The 17,793-nt window shown below is 65.1% G+C and carries 18 protein-coding genes; 16 read left to right on the forward strand and 2 right to left on the reverse strand.

Annotated elements, in window-relative coordinates; genetic code table 11:
* The coding region (locus tag E4L96_RS11180; protein ID WP_135207300.1) for a hybrid sensor histidine kinase/response regulator at positions 1-1,816 on the forward strand (1,816 nt) is incomplete at its 5' end.
* 3 nt (positions 1,817-1,819) lie between these two features.
* Here E4L96_RS11180 and E4L96_RS11185 read toward each other — a convergent pair.
* Complete coding sequence (locus E4L96_RS11185; protein ID WP_135207301.1) at positions 1,820-3,253, reverse strand: cryptochrome/photolyase family protein; 1,434 nt, start codon at positions 3,251-3,253, stop codon at positions 1,820-1,822.
* 206 nt (positions 3,254-3,459) lie between these two features.
* Between E4L96_RS11185 and E4L96_RS11190 the strand changes: the two genes are divergently transcribed.
* From E4L96_RS11190 to E4L96_RS11215, 6 genes are all read left to right on the forward strand, one after another.
* Positions 3,460-4,083 carry a YqgE/AlgH family protein gene (locus E4L96_RS11190; protein WP_229414401.1) on the forward strand — a complete coding sequence of 208 codons (624 nt, stop codon included), beginning with the start codon at positions 3,460-3,462 and terminating at the stop codon, positions 4,081-4,083.
* A gap of 15 nt (positions 4,084-4,098) precedes the next feature.
* The gene (ruvX, locus tag E4L96_RS11195) at positions 4,099-4,491 is read left to right on the forward strand and encodes a Holliday junction resolvase RuvX (RefSeq protein ID WP_135207303.1); all 393 of its coding nucleotides are present in this window, start codon (positions 4,099-4,101) and stop codon (positions 4,489-4,491) included.
* On the forward strand, positions 4,478-4,999 hold the full coding sequence (gene pyrR, locus E4L96_RS11200; protein ID WP_135207304.1) for a bifunctional pyr operon transcriptional regulator/uracil phosphoribosyltransferase PyrR: 522 nt from the start codon (positions 4,478-4,480) through the stop codon (positions 4,997-4,999). The genes ruvX and pyrR overlap by 14 nt, the downstream gene beginning before the upstream one ends.
* A complete protein-coding gene (locus tag E4L96_RS11205) occupies positions 4,992-5,960 on the forward strand; it encodes an aspartate carbamoyltransferase catalytic subunit (protein ID WP_135207305.1) in 969 nt (322 codons plus the stop codon). The genes pyrR and E4L96_RS11205 overlap by 8 nt, the downstream gene beginning before the upstream one ends.
* Positions 5,957-7,246 carry a dihydroorotase gene (locus tag E4L96_RS11210; RefSeq protein ID WP_135207306.1) on the forward strand — a complete coding sequence of 430 codons (1,290 nt, stop codon included), beginning with the start codon at positions 5,957-5,959 and terminating at the stop codon, positions 7,244-7,246. The genes E4L96_RS11205 and E4L96_RS11210 overlap by 4 nt, the downstream gene beginning before the upstream one ends.
* 71 nt (positions 7,247-7,317) lie before the next feature.
* Entirely contained in the window at positions 7,318-8,052 is a 735-nt protein-coding gene (locus E4L96_RS11215) for a lysophospholipid acyltransferase family protein (protein WP_135207307.1), read from the forward strand.
* Between the two features lie 24 nt (positions 8,053-8,076).
* On the opposite strand, the gene E4L96_RS11220 is transcribed toward E4L96_RS11215, so the two are convergent.
* A complete protein-coding gene (locus E4L96_RS11220) occupies positions 8,077-8,916 on the reverse strand; it encodes a symmetrical bis(5'-nucleosyl)-tetraphosphatase (RefSeq protein ID WP_135207308.1) in 840 nt (279 codons plus the stop codon).
* Positions 8,917-9,012: 96 nt separating this feature from the next.
* Between E4L96_RS11220 and rfbB the strand changes: the two genes are divergently transcribed.
* The 9 genes from rfbB to waaA all read left to right on the forward strand — a co-directional run bounded on the left by rfbB (position 9,013) and on the right by waaA (position 17,744).
* Entirely contained in the window at positions 9,013-10,080 is a 1,068-nt protein-coding gene (gene rfbB / locus E4L96_RS11225; RefSeq protein WP_135207309.1) for a dTDP-glucose 4,6-dehydratase, read from the forward strand.
* The gene (gene rfbA / locus E4L96_RS11230; protein ID WP_135207310.1) at positions 10,077-10,961 is read left to right on the forward strand and encodes a glucose-1-phosphate thymidylyltransferase RfbA; all 885 of its coding nucleotides are present in this window, start codon (positions 10,077-10,079) and stop codon (positions 10,959-10,961) included. The genes rfbB and rfbA overlap by 4 nt, the downstream gene beginning before the upstream one ends.
* A 16-nt stretch (positions 10,962-10,977) precedes the next feature.
* Positions 10,978-11,523 (forward strand): dTDP-4-dehydrorhamnose 3,5-epimerase, encoded by a 546-nt coding sequence (gene rfbC, locus E4L96_RS11235; RefSeq protein ID WP_370660742.1) that lies wholly within the window; start codon positions 10,978-10,980, stop codon positions 11,521-11,523.
* A complete protein-coding gene (rfbD, locus tag E4L96_RS11240; protein ID WP_135207312.1) occupies positions 11,520-12,368 on the forward strand; it encodes a dTDP-4-dehydrorhamnose reductase in 849 nt (282 codons plus the stop codon). The genes rfbC and rfbD overlap by 4 nt, the downstream gene beginning before the upstream one ends.
* Before the next feature lie 111 nt (positions 12,369-12,479).
* On the forward strand, positions 12,480-13,574 hold the full coding sequence (locus E4L96_RS11245; RefSeq protein WP_135207313.1) for a glycosyltransferase family 4 protein: 1,095 nt from the start codon (positions 12,480-12,482) through the stop codon (positions 13,572-13,574).
* Positions 13,575-13,650: 76 nt separating this feature from the next.
* Positions 13,651-13,959, forward strand: coding sequence for an H-NS histone family protein (locus E4L96_RS11250; RefSeq protein ID WP_135207363.1), 309 nt, complete (start codon positions 13,651-13,653; stop codon positions 13,957-13,959).
* A gap of 144 nt (positions 13,960-14,103) precedes the next feature.
* Positions 14,104-15,486 carry a phosphomannomutase/phosphoglucomutase gene (locus E4L96_RS11255; protein WP_135207314.1) on the forward strand — a complete coding sequence of 461 codons (1,383 nt, stop codon included), beginning with the start codon at positions 14,104-14,106 and terminating at the stop codon, positions 15,484-15,486.
* Positions 15,487-15,501: 15 nt separating this feature from the next.
* Positions 15,502-16,464, forward strand: a complete 963-nt coding sequence (waaC, locus tag E4L96_RS11260) for a lipopolysaccharide heptosyltransferase I (RefSeq protein ID WP_135207315.1) — start codon at positions 15,502-15,504, stop codon at positions 16,462-16,464.
* A gap of 2 nt (positions 16,465-16,466) precedes the next feature.
* The gene (waaA, locus tag E4L96_RS11265; RefSeq protein WP_229414403.1) at positions 16,467-17,744 is read left to right on the forward strand and encodes a lipid IV(A) 3-deoxy-D-manno-octulosonic acid transferase; all 1,278 of its coding nucleotides are present in this window, start codon (positions 16,467-16,469) and stop codon (positions 17,742-17,744) included.
* Positions 17,745-17,793: the final 49 nt, after the last annotated feature.

Raw genomic sequence — 17,793 nt, forward strand, 5'->3', positions numbered from 1 at the left:
GCTGGTGCGCGTCCGTGCCGATATCCTCGACCGGCTGGTCAACCAGGCCGGTGAAGTCTCGATCACGCGTTCGAAACTCGAAACGCAGATCGGCACTGTCAAATCGTCCCTGAACGACTTCGCCGACAACTTGGCCCGCCTGCGCGCCCAGTTGCGCGAAGTGGAGATGCAGGCAGAGTCGCAGATTGCCTCGCGCCTGTCCATTGCCGGCGAGCGCGAATTCGACCCCCTGGAGTTCGACCGCTTCACGCGCCTGCAGGAACTGACCCGCATGATGGCGGAAAGCGTCAACGACGTGGCCTCGTTCCAGGAGACCCTGGCGCGCTCGATCGACGGCGCGGCGGGCGACTTGGCCGTGCAGTCGCGCCTCACGCGCGACCTGCAGCAGGACCTGATGCGGGTGCGGATGGTGCCGTTTTCCAGCCTCTCCGAGCGTCTGTTTCGCGTGGCCAGGCAAGCCGCCAAGGAACTCGACAAGCGCGTGAACCTCGACATCCGAGGCGGTGCGGTGGAGATCGACCGCAGCGTGCTGGAACAGATGGCCGCGCCCTTCGAACACCTGCTGCGCAACGCCATCGTGCACGGCATCGAGCCGCGCGACAAGCGTGCCGCCAACGGCAAGGCGGAAACGGGCGAGCTGCTGGTGCAGGTGAGCCAGCAGGGTAACGAAGTGGTGCTGACCTTCAGCGACGACGGCGCAGGCCTGGACCTGGACCGCATCCGCGCCAAGGCGCGCGCCAACGGCTTGATCGGCCCGGACCAGCAGGTCAGCGACGCGGAAGCGGCGGACCTGATCTTCGAATCGGGCTTCTCCACCGCCGACACTTTGACCGAGCTGGCAGGCCGCGGGGTGGGCATGGATGTGGTGCGGTCGGAAGCGCAGGCCCTCGGCGGCCGTGTGTCCATCGATTCTCAGCCCGGCAAGGGCGCACGCTTCACCATCCACCTGCCGCTGACGCTCGCCGTGACCCAGGTCGTGCTGACCAGGAGCGCGGGCAAGACCTACGCACTGCCGGGCATCCTGGTGGAGCAGGTGCTGCAGGTGAAGGAAGGCCCGCTGCAGGAGTCGCACAAGGCCGGTGTGATCGACCACCAGGGCAGCAAGCTCGCGCTGCACTATCTCCCGGCGCTGCTGGGCGACGCCAGGGCGGTGCCGCTGTCGCAGCGTTCTTCGCCGGTGCTGGTGCTGCGCAATGGCGCGGACCGCATCGCCTTGCACGTGGACGAAATCGAAGGCAACCGCGAGGTCGTCATCAAGAACATCGGGCCGCAGCTGTCGCGCATGATCGGCATCGCCGGGGCGACGGTGCTCGGCTCCGGCGACATCGTGCTGATTTTGAATCCGGTGGCGCTGGCGGCGCATCTGCAGCATCACCCTGAGCTGCGGCGTCACTTCACGGCCGCCGATGGCAGCGCCGCCGCGCCGGTGGTGCCGGAACTGCGTCCGCGCCGTGGCGTGGTGATGGTGGTGGACGATTCCATCACCGTGCGCCGCGTGACCCAGCGCCTGCTGGAGCGCGAAGGCTACCAGGTGGTGCTGGCCAAGGACGGTGTCGACGCGCTGGAGCAGATCGCGGAGACGCGCCCGGACCTGATGCTGGTCGATATCGAGATGCCGCGCATGGACGGCTTCGACCTGACCCGCAACATCCGCGGCAACGACTCCACGCACGACATCCCGATCATCATGATCACCTCGCGCACGGCGGACAAGCACCGCAACTACGCGACGGACCTGGGCGTGAATGCCTACTTCGGCAAGCCGTTCCAGGAACCGATCCTGCTGGCGGCCATTTCCGGCCTGCTGGCCAAGTAAGCCCTAGCGTCCCTTCACCACTTCGTAGCGCGCCAGTGTCTTCCGGCGCGCTGCGTCGTGGTCGACGATGGGCGGCGGGTAGCCTTTGGCGCCACCGGCCAGCCAGGGCGCGTGGATCGCCTTGCCTTCCACCTTGCGGAGCGCGGGCAGCCAGCTCTTGATGAAGTCTCCGTCCTTGTCGAACCGTTCCGACTGCGTGACCGGATTGAAGATGCGGAAGTAGGGTTGCGCATCGCAGCCGCTGGACGCCGCCCACTGCCAGCCGCCGTTGTTGGAGGCCAGCTCGTAGTCGTTGAGATGCAGCGCAAAATAGCGCTCGCCCCAGCGCCAGTCGATGCCGAGATCCTTGACCAGGAAGCTGGCCGTCACCATGCGCAGGCGGTTGTGCATGAAGCCCGTGGCGTTGATCTGTGCCATCGCCGCGTCCACCAGCGGATAGCCCGTGCGGCCCGCGCACCAGGCGGCGAACAGCTCGTCCGCTTCCGGCCCGCTTTCGAATTCAATACGGTCGTAGGCGGGCTTGAAGGACTGCGTGACCACATGCGGGTGGTGCCACAGGATTTGCTGGTAGAACTCGCGCCAGATGAGTTCCGACAGCCAGGTGCGCGCGCCTTCGCCGCCGGCGCCGTTGGCGATCAGTGTCAATGCGGTGCGCACGAGGTGGCGGATCGACGTGGTGCCGAAGCGCAGATGTACGGAGAGCAGGGAGGTGCCGTTCACCCCCGGGTAGTCGCGCGCGGTGGTGTAGTCGCGCATGCGGCCGACGAAGTCTTCGAACAGCCGGGATGCGCCGGATGCGCCGGGCGGAATCGGCGGCTCGGGCAGGTTGGTGCGTTCGAAACCGATCTGCTCCAGCGCTGGCACTCCGGCAACCGAGGAGGGTGGCGGCACCAGGGCGCCCGCATGTGCATCGACGTCGTAGGCGGCCAACACGGACGGGTCGGCGTCCAGCTTGCGCAGCCAGGCGTTCTTATATGGAGTAAACACCGAGAAGGGCTTCCCGGCCAGCGTCAGCACCTCGTCGCGGGCAAACACGACCTGGTCCTTGAACAGCAGGAGCGCGCGCCCGTCCGTCTGCAAGCTTCGCGCGACGGCAGCATCGCGCTCGATGGCGGCCGGGTCGTAGTCCTCGTTGGCGAACACCGCCTCCACGCCCAGCTCGGCCGCGAGCGCTGGAATGGCCTCGGCGGCAATGCCTTGGCGCACGATCAGCCCGCCGCCCAGCTGCCGCAAGTCCTCGTCCAGCTCCACCACCGATGAGTGAATGAACTCCACCCGCCGGTCCTGCCGGGGCAGGGATGTTAAAATAGCGTCATCAAAAATAAACGCACAATAGACGCGGTTCGCGCCAGTTAGCGCCTGATATAACGCGCAGTGGTCGAACGCGCGCAGATCGCGCCGGAACCAGACCAGGGCCGAGCCAAATTGAGTGGGCATTTGTCCAGGACAAAATGAAAGGGAAGTGGCATTGTACCGCCCGGGAGCGCGCGCGCGTTACGGTGGGCGGTTCTCGGCTGCGTGGCCGAATCGGTGTAAACTATCGAACAAGTCGATCGAAACAATCGCCATCGTTCCCCCGCCCCGAGAGTGTGCCCAGAGAGAGTCAGCGTATGAAGAAGAGCAGAATCGGCAAAACTCTACCCATGCGTGGCTTGACTCCGGAAGAACACGAGCATCTGGACCAGGGCGTCGCGGCGGGGCCGCAGCTGAATCTGGCCAACCACTTCCTGATCGCCATGCCGCAGATGCAGGACCCGATCTTTGGCGGAACGGTGGTCTATGTCTGCGAACACAACGACAAGGGCGTGCTCGGCGTGGTCATCAACAAGGCCACCGACATGACCATGGAAACCCTGTTCGAGCGCATCGACCTGAAGCTCTCGAACGGCCTGTCCGGCCGCACCGGCAGCGAGCCGATCATGTTCGGCGGCCCGGTGCAGGACGACCGCGGTTTCGTGCTGCACACGCCCGGCCGCCGCTATTCTTCTTCCCTGACCGTGACCGACGAAGTCGCGTTCACCACCTCGATCGACGTGCTGGAGGCCGTGGCCAAGGGCGACGGGCCGCAGCGCATGCTGGTCTCGATCGGCTACGCGGGCTGGAGCCCCGGCCAGCTGGAAGAAGAAATCAGCCGCAACGGCTGGCTCACCGTGAACGCGGATCCGCGCGTGCTGTTCGACCTGCCCATCGAAGAACGCTATACCGCCGCCCTCAAACTCCTCGGGATCGACCCCTTGATGCTTGCGTCCGAGGCCGGGCATGCATGAGTGCCTGGAGTGCCGGTGACAGAAATCGTCTTCGGCTTCGACTTCGGCTTAAAGCGTATTGGTATCGCGATGGGCAACACGCTCACCGGCCACGCACAGCCGCTTTCCGTGATCCATGCGGCCGACAATGCGAGCCGCTTCAAGGCCATCGAGGACCTGATCCGGGAATGGCAGCCCACCCGCCTCGTCGTCGGCGAGCCACGCCATCCGGACGGTGCGGAACACGAGATGACCATGCGTTGCCGCCGTTTCGCCAACCAGCTGAACGGCCGCTTCAATCTTCCGGTGACGCTCGTCGACGAACGCTATTCGTCCGCCGTCATCCAGGCCAGGCGCGGCGAGGTGATCGACGCGCAGGCCGCCGCCATCATTTTGCAACAGTACTTTGACGACCATGCCCACTCCTAACCCATCCGCGCTCGACGCGGAGGCGCTGTACCAGGCGCTGCTCGACCAGGTCCGCGGCGGCCTGGCCGGCCAGCCCGACCCCGCCATCGTCGGCATCCATTCCGGCGGTGCCTGGCTGGCCGAACGGCTGGCGCGCGACCTCGATCTAAAGGGCCGCCTCGGCTCCATCGACGTCTCGTTCTACCGCGACGACTATGCCAAGAAGGGCCTGCACCCGGACGTGAAACCGACCAACATCCCATTCGATGTGGACCGTGCCACCATCCTGCTGGTGGACGATGTGCTGTACACGGGGCGCACCACGCGCGCGGCGATCAACGTGCTGTTCGACTATGGCCGGCCGCAGCGCATCATGCTGGCGGCGCTGGTCGACCGCGGGGAGCGGCAGCTGCCAGTAGCGGCGGACTTCGTGGGCACGCACGTGTCGCTGAATGCCGGCCAGCTGCTGGCGCTCTCGCGCGATGCGGAGGGCAAGCTCGCACTGGCGGTGGAGGACGACCATGTCTAAGCATCCGCAGCTGAACAGGAACGGTGAGCTGACCCACCTGATCACCATCGAGGGCCTGCCCAAGTCCATCATCAACCACATTCTCGATACCGCGTCGTCTTTTGTGGGCATTTCGGACCGGGAAGTGAAGAAGGTGCCGCTCATGCGCGGCAAGAGCGTGTTCAACCTGTTCTTCGAGAACTCGACGCGCACCCGTACCACCTTCGAGATCGCGTCCAAGCGCCTGTCGGCGGACGTGATCAACCTGAACATCCAGGCCTCGTCCACCTCCAAGGGCGAATCGCTGTTGGACACTATCGACAACCTGGCCGCCATGCATGCGGACATGTTCGTGGTGCGCCATTCGCAGTCCGGCGCGCCCTACCTGATCGCCAAGCACCTCAACGAAACGAAGCAGCACCACGTGCACGTGGTGAATGCGGGCGACGGCCGCCACGCGCACCCGACCCAGGGGCTGCTGGACATGTACACCATCCGCCACTACAAGAAGGATTTCACCAACCTGACGGTGGCCATCGTCGGCGACATCCTGCACTCGCGGGTGGCGCGCTCGGACATCCACGCGCTGACCACCCTCGGCGTGCCGGAAGTGCGGGCCATCGGTCCGGCCACACTGCTGCCGGGCGGGCTGGAACAGATGGGCGTGCGGGTCTTCAACAACATGGACGAAGGCCTCAAGGGTGTGGACGTGATCATCATGCTGCGCCTGCAGAACGAGCGCATGACTGGCGCGCTGCTGCCGTCCGCGCAGGAGTACTTCAAGAGCTATGGCCTGACCCCCGAGCGCCTGGCGCTTGCCGCGCCGGACGCGATCGTGATGCACCCGGGCCCGATGAACCGCGGCGTGGAGATCGACTCCGCCGTAGCGGATGGCCCGCAGGCGGTGATCCTGCCGCAGGTGACCTTCGGCATCGCGGTGCGCATGGCGGTGATGAGTATTTTGGCGGGAACGCAGGCATGAGAATCCATATCAAGAGCGGCCGCGTGATCGACCCGGCCAACAAGGTCGATCACACCCAGGACGTCTACATCGCCGACGGCAAGATCGCCTCGGTGGGCTTTGCCCCCAACGGCTTCACCGCGGACCGCGTGATCGACGCGACCGGACTGGTGGTGGCGCCGGGCCTGGTCGACCTGTCCGCGCGCCTGCGCGAGCCGGGTTACGAGTACAAGGCCACGCTGGAATCGGAGATGCAGGCGGCGATGCAGGGCGGCGTGACCTCGCTGGTCTGCCCGCCGGACACCGATCCCGTGCTCGATGAACCGGGACTGGTGGAGATGCTGCGCCACCGCGCCAAGGGCCTGAACCAGGCCAATGTGCATCCGCTGGGCGCCCTGACCATGGGCTTGAAAGGCCAGGCGTTGACGGAGATGGCGGAGCTGACCGAAGCGGGCTGCGTGGGCTTTGCGCAGGCCGAGGAGCCAGTGCGCGATACTAACGTGCTGCTGCGCGCCCTCCAGTATGCGAAGACCTTTGGCTATACGGTCTGGCTGCGGCCGCAGGACGCCTACATCGGCCTCGGTGGCGTGGCGCACAGCGGCCCGCTGGCCTCGCGCCTTGGCTTGTCCGGGGTGCCGGTGATGGCGGAGACCATCGCGCTCAACACCATCTTTGAACTGGTGCGCTCCACCGGCGCCCGCGTCCACCTGTGCCGCCTGTCGTCTGCCGCGGGCCTGGAGCTGGTGCGCAAGGCGAAGGCGGAAGGCCTGCCGGTCACCTGCGACGTCGGCGCCCACCACGTGCACATGACGGACGCAGACATCGGCTTCTTCGACCCGAATGCGCGCCTCACGCCGCCGCTGCGCTCACAGCGCGACCGCGATGCGATTCGCGCGGCGCTGCTTGATGGGACCGTGGATGCCATGTGCTCCGACCACACCCCCGTGGACGACGACGAGAAACTGCTGCCGTTTGCCGAGGCGTCGCCCGGCGCGACGGGGCTGGAGCTGCTGCTGGCGCTGGCCATCCGCTGGTCGGAGGAGTACGCGGAGAAGCACTGTGCCGATCCGCTGCCGCGCGCCATCGCCCGCGTGACCTGCGACGCGGCCCGCATCGCCGGGCTGCGCGCGGGGACGCTGTCGCAAGGCCTGCCGGCGGACGTGGTGGTGTTCGACCCGGCCGTGCGCTGGACGGTCCAGGCCTCGGCGCTGGCAAGCCAGGGGAAGCACACGCCCTTCCTGGGCTACGAGCTGACCGGCCAGGTGCGCGCCACCATCGTCGGCGGACAGGTGGCCTGGCAGCGCTGACTGTTGTCGGGCTGCAACAGGCGGTAGGGTACAATCCCCGCCGCCTGTCTGCTGCGCCCATTGGATCCACCTTGACTATCCGTTTTGCCTTCCGCCTCGTGCGCGTTCTCCTGCACCTCGTGCAGGGACTGCTCACGTGCGCCCTGGTGTTCCCGTGGGCGAAAGCGGAGCGGCGCAATACGCTGGTACGGCGCTGGTCGCGCCAGTTGCTGGCGATGTGCGGGGTGCGGGTGCAGGAACTGGCCGGAGTGGCGCCGCTGTCGCATGCGCTGATCGTGGCGAACCACGTGTCCTGGCTCGATATCTTCGTCATCAATTCACTGCACCCGAGCCGCTTCGTGGCCAAGGTGGAGATCCGCGAGTGGCCCGTCGTGGGCTGGCTAGTGGCAATGGCGGGGACCGTGTTCATCGCGCGCGGCAACCGGCGCGACTTGCGGCATATCTTCCAGGGCCTGGTAGATAACCTGAAGACGGGCGAGCGCGTGGCCTTCTTCCCGGAAGGGACCACGGCCCAGCAAGGGACCGTACTGCCGTTCCACGCGAACCTGTTCGAAGCGGCCATCGATGCGCGCATCGACGTGCAGCCGTATGCGCTGCGCTATGTGGACCGGCATGGGGCTTTTCACCCCGCCGTCGATTACGTCGGCGAGACCAATTTTGTACAAAGCATGCTGGCGATCCTGCGCTCGCAGGGTGTGCGCGCGCAGCTGGTGTGCCTGGAGCCGATTCCGGCCGCGGGTGCGCACCGGCGCGAACTTGCGGTGGCGGCGCATGACGCCATTGCGGCGGCGTTGAAGGCGTCTTGACGCGGCTTGGCGCCGCGGCGCGGCCTACTTCTTTCCGGTGTGCGGCTTGTACTCGGGGCAGTCCACCTGCAGTACCGAGCGGTCTTCCAGGCACACGGCCGTGAGCTTGCCGCCCCACACGCAGCCGCTGTCCAGCCCAATGAGATTGGGCCGCTGGACCAGCCCAAGCGCCGACCAGTGCCCGAACACCACGGTGATATCAGCAGTGCGCCGCTCCGGCAGGTCGAACCACGGCAGCAGGCTGGAACCCTCCGGCGCGCCCGCGCTCTCCTTGATGTGAAAGTCCATGGTCCCGTCGCGCGCACACAGGCGCATACGGGTGAGGGCATTGACGATGCAGCGCAGCCGCGCGCTGCCCGTCAGGCTGTCGTCCCACTTGTCCGGATCGTTCCCGTACATCTCACTCAAAAAGGAGGTCCAGTCCGGGCCGCGCAGGATATCCTGTACTTCACCGGCCAGCGCCAGGGTTTGGGTGGCGCTCCATTGCGGCAGCACGCCCGCGTGCACCATCAGGCAGCCCGCGCGCTGCACGGCCAGGGGCCGGCGGCGCAGCCAGGCCATCAGCTCATCGCAGTCGGGGGCGTCGAGGATCTCGTCGAGAGTGTCGGACTTCGAGCGCGTTTGCGTGCCCGCATACACGGCCAGCAGGTGCAGATCATGATTGCCGAGCAGGGCCTCGCACAGGCCCGCCTCCTGCATGGTGCGCGAGCGGCGCAGGGCCTGCAGCGAAGCGGGGCCGCGGTTCACCAGGTCGCCGACGAAGACCACGTGGTAGCCGTCGGGCGACTCGTCGGCGATACGGTTGAGCAACACCTGGGCTTCGTGCGCACAGCCCTGCAAGTCGCCAATGACAAAATTCTTCATCTTTACTACGGAGTGGGTCGGTACACGAATCGTATCGGCTGGAAACGGGGTTTCACTTAGAATATAGCCTCAACGATAACGCCTGCGGGATACTAAATGATTTTTGTTACGGGTGGTGCGGGGTTTATCGGCTCGAATTTCGTGCTCGACTGGCTGGCCCAGTCGGATGAGCCGGTCCTCAATTTCGACAAGCTGACCTACGCAGGGAACCTGAAAAACCTCGCGTCCCTGCAGGGCGATGCGCGCCATATTTTCGTGCGCGGCGATATCTGCGACCAGGAGCAGGTGCTGGCGCTGTTCCGTGAGCATAAGCCGCGCGCAGTGGTCAACTTTGCTGCCGAAAGCCACGTGGACCGCTCGATTCTCGGGCCGGGAGAATTCATCCGTACCAATATCAACGGCACCTTTGCGCTGCTGGAAGCGGCGCGGGCGTATTGGACCGAAATGACGCCGGAAGAGCAGGGCGCGTTCCGCTTCCTGCACGTGTCCACGGACGAGGTGTATGGCACCCTGGGCCCGGCCGACCCGCCGTTTTCCGAGACCACGCCGTTTGCGCCCAACAGCCCGTATTCGGCGTCCAAGGCCGCCTCGGACCACTTGGTGCGCGCGTATCACCACACCTACGGCATGCCGGTGCTGACCACCAACTGCTCGAATAACTACGGTCCTTATCATTTCCCCGAAAAACTAATCCCGCTGGTGATTTCGAACGCCCTGGCGGGCAAGCCGCTGCCGATTTATGGCGACGGCCAGCAGATTCGCGACTGGCTGTTTGTGAGCGACCACTGCGCCGCCATCCGGCGCGTGCTCGAAGGCGGCAAGCTGGGCGAGACCTATAACGTCGGCGGCTGGAATGAAAAAGCCAACCTCGATGTCGTGCATACGCTGTGCGATATCCTGGACCGGCAAGCCCCAAAAGCCACGGGCAGCTACCGCGATCAGATCACCTTCGTGAAAGACCGCCCCGGCCACGACCGCCGCTATGCGATCGACGCGCGCAAGCTGGAACGGGAACTGGGCTGGAAACCGGCCGAGACTTTTGAAACCGGCATCGCCAAGACGGTTGCCTGGTACCTGGCGAACCAGGAATGGGTGCGCGACGTGCAGTCCGGCGCGTACAAGGAGTGGGTCGACCAGAATTACGGCCAACGGGAGAACGCATGAGCACACGGAAAGGCATTATCCTCGCGGGCGGCTCCGGCACCCGCCTGTACCCGATCACCATGAGCGTGTCGAAGCAGCTGCTGCCGATCTACGACAAGCCGATGATCTACTATCCCCTGACCACGCTGATGCTGGCGGGGATCCGCGACATCTTGGTCATTTCGACGCCGCAGGACACGCCGCGCTTTACCGACCTGCTGGGCGACGGCAGCCAGTGGGGCCTGAATATCACCTACGCGGTGCAGCCATCGCCTGACGGCCTGGCGCAGGCTTTCCTGATCGGGCGGAATTTCGTGGGCAACAACCCATCGGCGCTGATCCTCGGCGATAACATCTACTACGGCCACAATCTGGACGCGAAACTGAATGACGCCAACGCGCGGACGGAAGGCGCCACCGTGTTCGCCTATCACGTGCTCGATCCGGAGCGCTACGGCGTGGTGGAATTCGACGGCGGTCAGAAAGCCGTGTCGATCGAGGAGAAACCGGCCAAGCCGAAATCGAATTACGCGGTGACCGGGCTGTATTTCTACGACCAGCAGGTGTGCGATATCGCCGCGGCGATCAAGCCGTCAGCACGGGGCGAGCTGGAAATCACAGACGTCAACAAGACTTACCTGGAAATGAACCAGCTGCGGGTGGAAGTGATGGGTCGCGGCATGGCCTGGCTGGACACTGGCACCCACGAGTCGCTGCTGGACGCGTCCCAGTTCATCGCGACGCTGGAAAAGCGGCAGGGCTTGAAGATCGCCGTGCCGGAAGAGATCGCCTACCGCAAGGGCTACATTTCCGCCGAAGCGGTGGCCAAGCTCGCCGAACCGCTGAAAAAGAACGGCTACGGCCAGTACCTGATGCGCGTGCTGCAGGATAAGGTGTTTTGATGAAGGTGGGATTTTGATGAAAGCGATTCCGACTGCCATCCCCGAGGTCCTGATTTTCGAACCCCAGGTGTTCGGCGACGACCGCGGCTTCTTCTTCGAAAGCTTCAATGCGCGCACCTTCCGCGAATTGACCGGCATTGCCTGCGACTTCGTGCAGGATAACCACTCGAAGTCCGCGCGCAACGTGCTGCGCGGCCTGCATTACCAGATCGAGCAGACGCAAGGGAAGCTGGTGCGCGTCGTGTCCGGCGCGGTGTTCGACGTGGCCGTGGATATGCGCCGCAGCTCGCCGACCTTCGGCCAGTGGGTGGGGGTCGAGCTCTCCGCCGAGAACAAGCGGCAGCTGTGGATCCCGCCCGGGTTCGCCCACGGCTTCCTGGTCACGAGCGACAGCGCCGAGTTCTTGTACAAGACCACGGACTACTGGGCGCCCCAGCATGAGCGCTCGCTGCTGTGGAACGACCCGGCCCTCGGCATCGAGTGGCCGCTGCAGGGCGAGCCGGTCCTGTCCGGCAAGGACGCGCAGGCCAAGCGGCTGGCCGATGCGGAAACCTTCGCATGAAGATCCTGCTCACCGGCACCACCGGCCAGGTCGGCTACGAGCTGGAGCGCAGCCTGCAGCCGCTCGGCCAGGTGATCGCGGCGGACCGTGCCCGCATGGACTTGTGCAAGCTGGACCAGATTCGTGATGTCATCCGCGAGCTCAAACCGGATCTGATCGTCAATCCGGGCGCCTACACCGCGGTCGACAAGGCCGAGTCGGAACCAGAGCTGGCCCGGCTGTGCAATGCCCAGGCGCCCGCAGTGATGGCCGAAGAAGCGCGCAAGATCGGCGCCGCTCTGGTGCATTACTCGACCGATTACGTCTTCGATGGCACCAAGCAGGGCGCTTATGTCGAGACCGACCCGGTGAACCCGGTCAACGTCTACGGCCAGACCAAGCTGGAAGGCGAGCAGGCCATTGCCGCCTCCGGCGCCCGTCACCTGATCCTGCGCACCAGTTGGGTGTACGGCATGCGCGGCAAGAACTTCCTGCTGACCATGCTCCGCCTGGGCAAGGAGCGGGACGAACTGCGGGTGGTGGACGACCAGCACGGCGCGCCCACCTGGTCGCGCACCATCGCCGATACCACGGCGGCGGTGCTGGCGCAATCGCGCCAGGACGGCTGGTGGGACCAGCACAGCGGGATCTACCACCTGTCCGCCCGCGGCCAGACGAGCTGGTGCGGCTTCACCCGTGCCATCGTCGAGCAGGCGGGGCTGGCTTGCCGGGTCACCCCCATCGGCGCCGCCGACTACCCGACGCCGGCCCGGCGCCCGGCGAACTCGGTCATGAATGCGGACAAGCTCATGCGCCTGGCCGCGCTGCCGGACTGGGACGCCGCCCTGCGCCTCTGCCTCGCCTGACGGCTTGCTTTTTATCGCGCGCCCGACGATTCAGCGACAAACCGAAGACATCGGGCGCGCGGCTCATCCGTTACAATGCCGGCTTAGCTTTTCGGCACGCACCCATCCCTCATGTTTTCCTTCCTCGTGAGTTTCATCACGTCGGCCCTGCTGACGGTTCTGGTCATTAAACACGCGAGGCTGCATGGACCGGCGCTGGACACCGACTTCGACGGTGTCCAGAAAGTGCATTCTCATCATGTGGCCCGAATTGGCGGGCTACCCATTTTCTTGGCGACCGTCCTGTCGGCCTGCATTTCCGTTTGGCGCCTGCCGGCGATCGCGGAATGGATGTTTTATCTCCTGCTGTGCTCGGCTTTTGCTTTTTGTGGCGGAATTGCCGAGGATTACACAGGCCGGGTGAGCGCCGGAAAACGCCTGGTCTTGACAATGGCCGCCGCGGGACTAGGATTTTTCCTGCTTCAGGCTCAATGGATCCGAATCGACCTGCCCTTTACGACCATTTCATTTGCGTGGGCATGGCTGAGTTTGCCATTGACGATGCTGGCCGTTGCCGGAATTGCAAATGCAGTCAATATCATCGACGGATTTAACGGGCTGGCCGCGGTGGTGGTGATTTGCATGCTGGTGTCGCTCGGCTATGTGGCCCTGCAGGTGGGCGATTCGCAGGTGCTGATCGCGGCGCTTATGGTGGCGGGCGCGACGGCGGGCTTCCTGATCTGGAATTACCCGGTGGGCCTGATTTTCCTGGGCGATGGCGGGGCCTATTTCATCGGTTTCATGCTGGGAGAACTGGCCCTGCTGCTGGTGATGCGCAATCCCCAGGTGTCGACCTGGTATGCAGCGCTGCTGCTGATTTATCCGGCTTTTGAAACGGTGTTTTCGGCATATCGGCGGGTGTTCGTGCGTGGGACCTCCCCGGCGGTCCCGGATGGCATTCACCTGCACAGCCTGATTTTCCGGCGTATAGTCCAATGGGCTGTCGGCAGGAAAGAAGCGCGCGCCCTCATGCGCCGCAATTCGCTAACATCGCCGTACTTATGGCTGTTCTCGCTGATGGCCGTCATTCCGGCGACAATATTCTGGCGGCACACCGGGGTCCTGATTTTCTGCTGTTTATTGTTCGTCGTCAGTTATGTCTGGCTTTATGCGCGTATCGTTCGATTTAAAGCTCCACGCTGGATGATCATACGCAAGAAGGGCTAGTAATTATTCGTGGTTGTAGTATATTGCGACAATTGGTGAGAATTCATTAATTAACCAACCTGAAGGAAAGATGATGATCGATCTGTCGAATTTGTCTCTTGGTGATTTGCGCAATCTGCAAGACCAGATCAAGCAGGAAATGAAGAAGCGCGAGCACCAGGAAGTGGCAAAAGCCCGTGAACAGATTCTCGCCATCGCCCAGAGCGTGGGCATGCCGCTGAAGGAGCTGCTGGCGGCCAATCGCGGTGGCAAGGGCAGCACTGTCGCCGTCCGCTATCGCCATCCGGATAACGCGGGCCAGCAATGGACCGGCCGCGGCCGTCAGCCGAAGTGGGTCAAGGACTGGGTGGACAGCGGCAAATCGCTGGACAAACTGCGCGTGTGATTTTCCGGTCGATCTGACTGAATTCTCGGGGCCCCAGCGGGCCCCGAATGTTTTTCTGGCCCCGGCACGCAAGCGGGTTGTCATTCCCACACGACCCGCTTGCCGCTACAATCACCGGGTCTCGTACTTTCCCCGATCCCTCCCATGCTTCCACTCTCTCCCTCGATCTTCAAGGCCTACGACATCCGCGGCGTCATCGGCAGCACGCTGGACGGCAGCGTCGCCAAAAAAATCGGCCACGCATTCGGCCTCGCGGCACTGAAGAAGGGCGAGAAAAAGGTGGTGATCGGGCGCGATGGCCGCCTGTCCGGCCCCGAGCTGGCCAGCGCGCTGGCGGACGGCCTGCAAAGCGCGGGCGTGGACGTAATCGACCTGGGCGTGGTCGCCACCCCGATGGTCTACTACGCGACCAATGTGCTGGATACGAAATCCGGCATCATGGTCACCGGCAGCCACAATCCCCCGAACTACAACGGCTTCAAGATGGTGCTGGCCGGCGAAGCGATCTACGGGGACGCCATCACGGGCCTGTACGACACCATTCGCAGCCACGATGGCAGTACCGCCGTGGTGCGCGGCTCCTACGCCACCCATGACATTACCCAGGCCTACATCGACCGCATCCTCGGCGACGTGAAGATCGCGCGCCCGATCAAGATCGCGGTCGACTGCGGGAACGGCGTGGCCGGTGCCTTCGCGCCCCAGCTGTTCCGTGGCATGGGTTGCGAGGTGATCGAGTTGTTCTGCGAAGTGGACGGCACCTTCCCCAACCACCACCCGGACCCGGCGCATCCTGAGAACTTGCAGGACCTGATCAACTGCCTGCGCGACACCGCCGCCGAAATCGGCATCGCCTTCGACGGCGATGGCGACCGTCTCGGCGTGGTCACCAAGGATGGCCACATCATCTACCCGGACCGCCAGATGATGCTGTTCGCGGCCGACGTATTGGAGCGCAATCCGGGCGCGCAGATCCTGTTCGACGTGAAGTGCACGCGCCACCTGGCGCCGTGGATCGCCAAACATGGCGGCCAGCCGCTGATGTGGAAGACCGGGCACTCGCTGGTCAAGGCCAAGCTGAAGGAAACCGGCGCCCCGCTGGGCGGCGAAATGAGCGGCCATATTTTCTTCAAGGACCGCTGGTACGGCTTTGACGATGGCCTGTACTCCGGTGCGCGCATGATGGAACTGCTGACCCGCTACGAGCACCCGTCCGCGGTGCTGAACGCGCTGCCGCAGTCCGACAGCACGCCCGAGCTGCACCTGCATCTGGCCGAAGGCGAGAACTTCGAGCTGATGGACAAGCTGCGCGCCGGCGCGACCTTCCCCGGTTCGGAGCAGATCATCACCATCGACGGCCTGCGCGTGGAATACCCGGACGGCTTTGGCCTGGCCCGCTCGTCCAACACCACCCCGGTGATCGTGATGCGCTTCGAGGCCGAGACGCCGGAAGCGCTGCGCCGCATCCAGGGCGAGTTCCGGCGCGTGATCGTGGCGGCCAAGCCAGACGCCAAGCTTCCGTTCTGAGGCATCGAGCCGATTTTGAAAATCCTGCTGGTGCGCGTCTCCTCTCTCGGAGACGTGCTGCATAACCTCCCGATCGTGGCGGACATCCGCCGCCACTATCCCGACGCGGTCATCGACTGGGTGGTGGAGGAGGGCTACGTGAGCCTGGTCGGGCTCAATTCCAATGTCCGCAAGATCATCCCGTGGGGCCTGCGCCGCTGGCGCAAGAACCTGGGCGACGCGGCGACGCGCGCCGAGATCAAGGCCTTCTTCCGCACCCTCCGCGAAGAAACCTACGACTACGTGATCGATGCGCAGGGCCTGATCAAGACCGGCATCATCATGGCTTGTGCCCATGGCCGCAACAAGATCGGCTTTGCCAACGGCACCGAGACCTCGGGCTATGAAGGCGTCTCGCGCATTTTTCACACCAGGAGCTACGGCACGCCCAAGCGCGCGCACGCGGTCGAACGCGGGCGCCTGCTGGCCGCGCAAGCGCTGGGCTACCAATTGACGCAGCCCGCGGACTTCGGCCTGCCGCCGCCCAGCCGCGGCACCCGCCCGGCCTTCGTGCCTCCTGCCGACTACACTGTGTTCTTCCACGGGACCGCACGCGCCGCCAAGAAGTGGGCGGACGCGAACTGGATCGCCGTTGGCCAGGCACTGGCGCCGATGCCGGTGCTGCTGCCCTGGGGCTCGGCGCAGGAGAAGCTGGACGCCGAGGCGCTGGCCGCGCAGCTGCCGAATGCGCGCGTGCTGCCCAAGCTGTCCATGGACGATGCGGTGCAGGTGGCCCGCTATGCCAGCCTGGCCATCGGCGTGGACACCGGCCTGACCCACATCGCGGCGGCCTTTGTGCGCCCGACCATCGAGATCTATTGCGACTCGCCGCGCTGGAAGACCGAGGGCAACTGGTCGGACCGCATCATCAACCTGGGCGACAGTGGCGCCCCGCCGTCGGTGGACGACGTGCTGGCTGCGGTCCGCACGCTGCTCTGATCATGCGAACTGTGTATTCGACCGTATATTCGTTCATGTGGTGGCTGGCCCTCCCGCTGGTGCTGGGCCGCCTGTGGTGGCGCGGACGCAAGGAGCCGGGCTACCGCGCGCACTGGGCCGAGCGCCTTGGATTCTATGGTGCCCGCCGTCAACCGCCGGGGCGCGCGATCTGGGTGCACGCCGTGTCGGTGGGCGAAACCCGCGCGGCCGAGCCGCTGGTCGATGCGCTGCTGCGCGCCTACCCGGACAGCCACATCGTGCTGACGCACATGACGCCGACCGGCCGCGCCACCGGCGCCAGCGTCTTCGCCAAGCATGGTGCGCGCGTGGTGCAGTCCTACCTGCCGTACGACACCGGCTTCATGGTCGGGCGTTTCATCCGCCACTTTGCGCCCGCGATCTGCATCTTGATGGAGACGGAGGTCTGGCCCAACCTGATCGCAGGCTGCGCGGCGCATGGCGTGCCGGTGGCGCTGGTGAACGCGCGGCTTTCCGAGCGTTCGCTGCGCCGCGGCCAGCGCTTCGGGCGCCTGATGGGCGACGCGGCGCGCGCCATCACCGTGGTCGCGGCGCAGACGGAGGCCGATGCGCAGCGTATCCGTTCACTCGGCGCGCCGCAGGTGGGCGTCACCGGCAGCATCAAATTCGACGTGGTCATCCCGGCGCAGGCGCTGGAGACGGGCGCCTGGCTGCGCGAGAGACTCGGCAAGCGTCATGTGCTGCTGTGCGCGAGCACGCGCGAGGGCGAAGAGAATCTGATCCTGGATGCGTATGTGGGCGTGGACCCGGCGGTGCGCCCGCTGCTGCTGCTGGTGCCGCGCCACCCGCAGCGCTTTGACGAAGTGGCCATCCTGGTCGAGGCACGCGGCCTGTCGCTGGCGCGCCGCTCGCAGCTGCCCGGCGATGCTGCGGCTTTCGACGTGGTGCTGGGCGATTCGATGGGCGAGATGTTTGCGTACTACAGCGCCTGCGAGTGCGCCTACATCGGCGGGAGCTTGCTGCCGCTGGGCGGGCAGAACCTGATCGAGGCCTGCGCGTTGGGCAAGCCGGTGCTGGTCGGTCCGCACACCTTCAACTTTGCTCAGGCGACGGAAGATGCGCTTGCCGCAGGTGGTGCGGAACGCGTGCCGGATGCGCGCACGCTGATGTCCGAAGCCGTGCGCCTGCTCGGCGACCACGCGGCCCGTGAGGCCATGGGCCGCAACGCCGCCGCCTTCGCGGCCCAGCATCGCGGCGCCACCGCGCGCACGCTGGATCTGCTGCAGCCTTGGCTCAAGTAAGGGAGTGCCTCATGTTCTTCTTCCTGCACCCGCGCAAGGTCACCTCGAA

The organism is Zemynaea arenosa (assembly GCF_004614185.1).
GTDB classification, from domain to species: domain Bacteria; phylum Pseudomonadota; class Gammaproteobacteria; order Burkholderiales; family Burkholderiaceae_D; genus Telluria; species Telluria arenosa.

Bases quoted from the DNA above. Each gene is read 5' to 3' on its own strand.
- E4L96_RS11185 (WP_135207301.1), bottom strand. From the start codon at position 3,253: ATGCCCACTCAATTTGGCTCGGCCCTGGTCTGGTTCCGGCGCGATCTG.
- E4L96_RS11190 (WP_229414401.1), top strand. From the start codon at position 3,460: ATGCGTGGCTTGACTCCGGAAGAACACGAGCATCTGGACCAGGGCGTC.
- pyrR (WP_135207304.1), top strand. From the start codon at position 4,478: ATGCCCACTCCTAACCCATCCGCGCTCGACGCGGAGGCGCTGTACCAG.
- E4L96_RS11205 (WP_135207305.1), top strand. From the start codon at position 4,992: ATGTCTAAGCATCCGCAGCTGAACAGGAACGGTGAGCTGACCCACCTG.
- E4L96_RS11210 (WP_135207306.1), top strand. From the start codon at position 5,957: ATGAGAATCCATATCAAGAGCGGCCGCGTGATCGACCCGGCCAACAAG.
- E4L96_RS11220 (WP_135207308.1), bottom strand. From the start codon at position 8,916: ATGAAGAATTTTGTCATTGGCGACTTGCAGGGCTGTGCGCACGAAGCC.
- rfbB (WP_135207309.1), top strand. From the start codon at position 9,013: ATGATTTTTGTTACGGGTGGTGCGGGGTTTATCGGCTCGAATTTCGTG.
- rfbA (WP_135207310.1), top strand. From the start codon at position 10,077: ATGAGCACACGGAAAGGCATTATCCTCGCGGGCGGCTCCGGCACCCGC.
- rfbC (WP_370660742.1), top strand. From the start codon at position 10,978: ATGAAAGCGATTCCGACTGCCATCCCCGAGGTCCTGATTTTCGAACCC.
- rfbD (WP_135207312.1), top strand. From the start codon at position 11,520: ATGAAGATCCTGCTCACCGGCACCACCGGCCAGGTCGGCTACGAGCTG.
- E4L96_RS11245 (WP_135207313.1), top strand. From the start codon at position 12,480: ATGTTTTCCTTCCTCGTGAGTTTCATCACGTCGGCCCTGCTGACGGTT.
- E4L96_RS11255 (WP_135207314.1), top strand. From the start codon at position 14,104: ATGCTTCCACTCTCTCCCTCGATCTTCAAGGCCTACGACATCCGCGGC.
- waaA (WP_229414403.1), top strand. From the start codon at position 16,467: ATGCGAACTGTGTATTCGACCGTATATTCGTTCATGTGGTGGCTGGCC.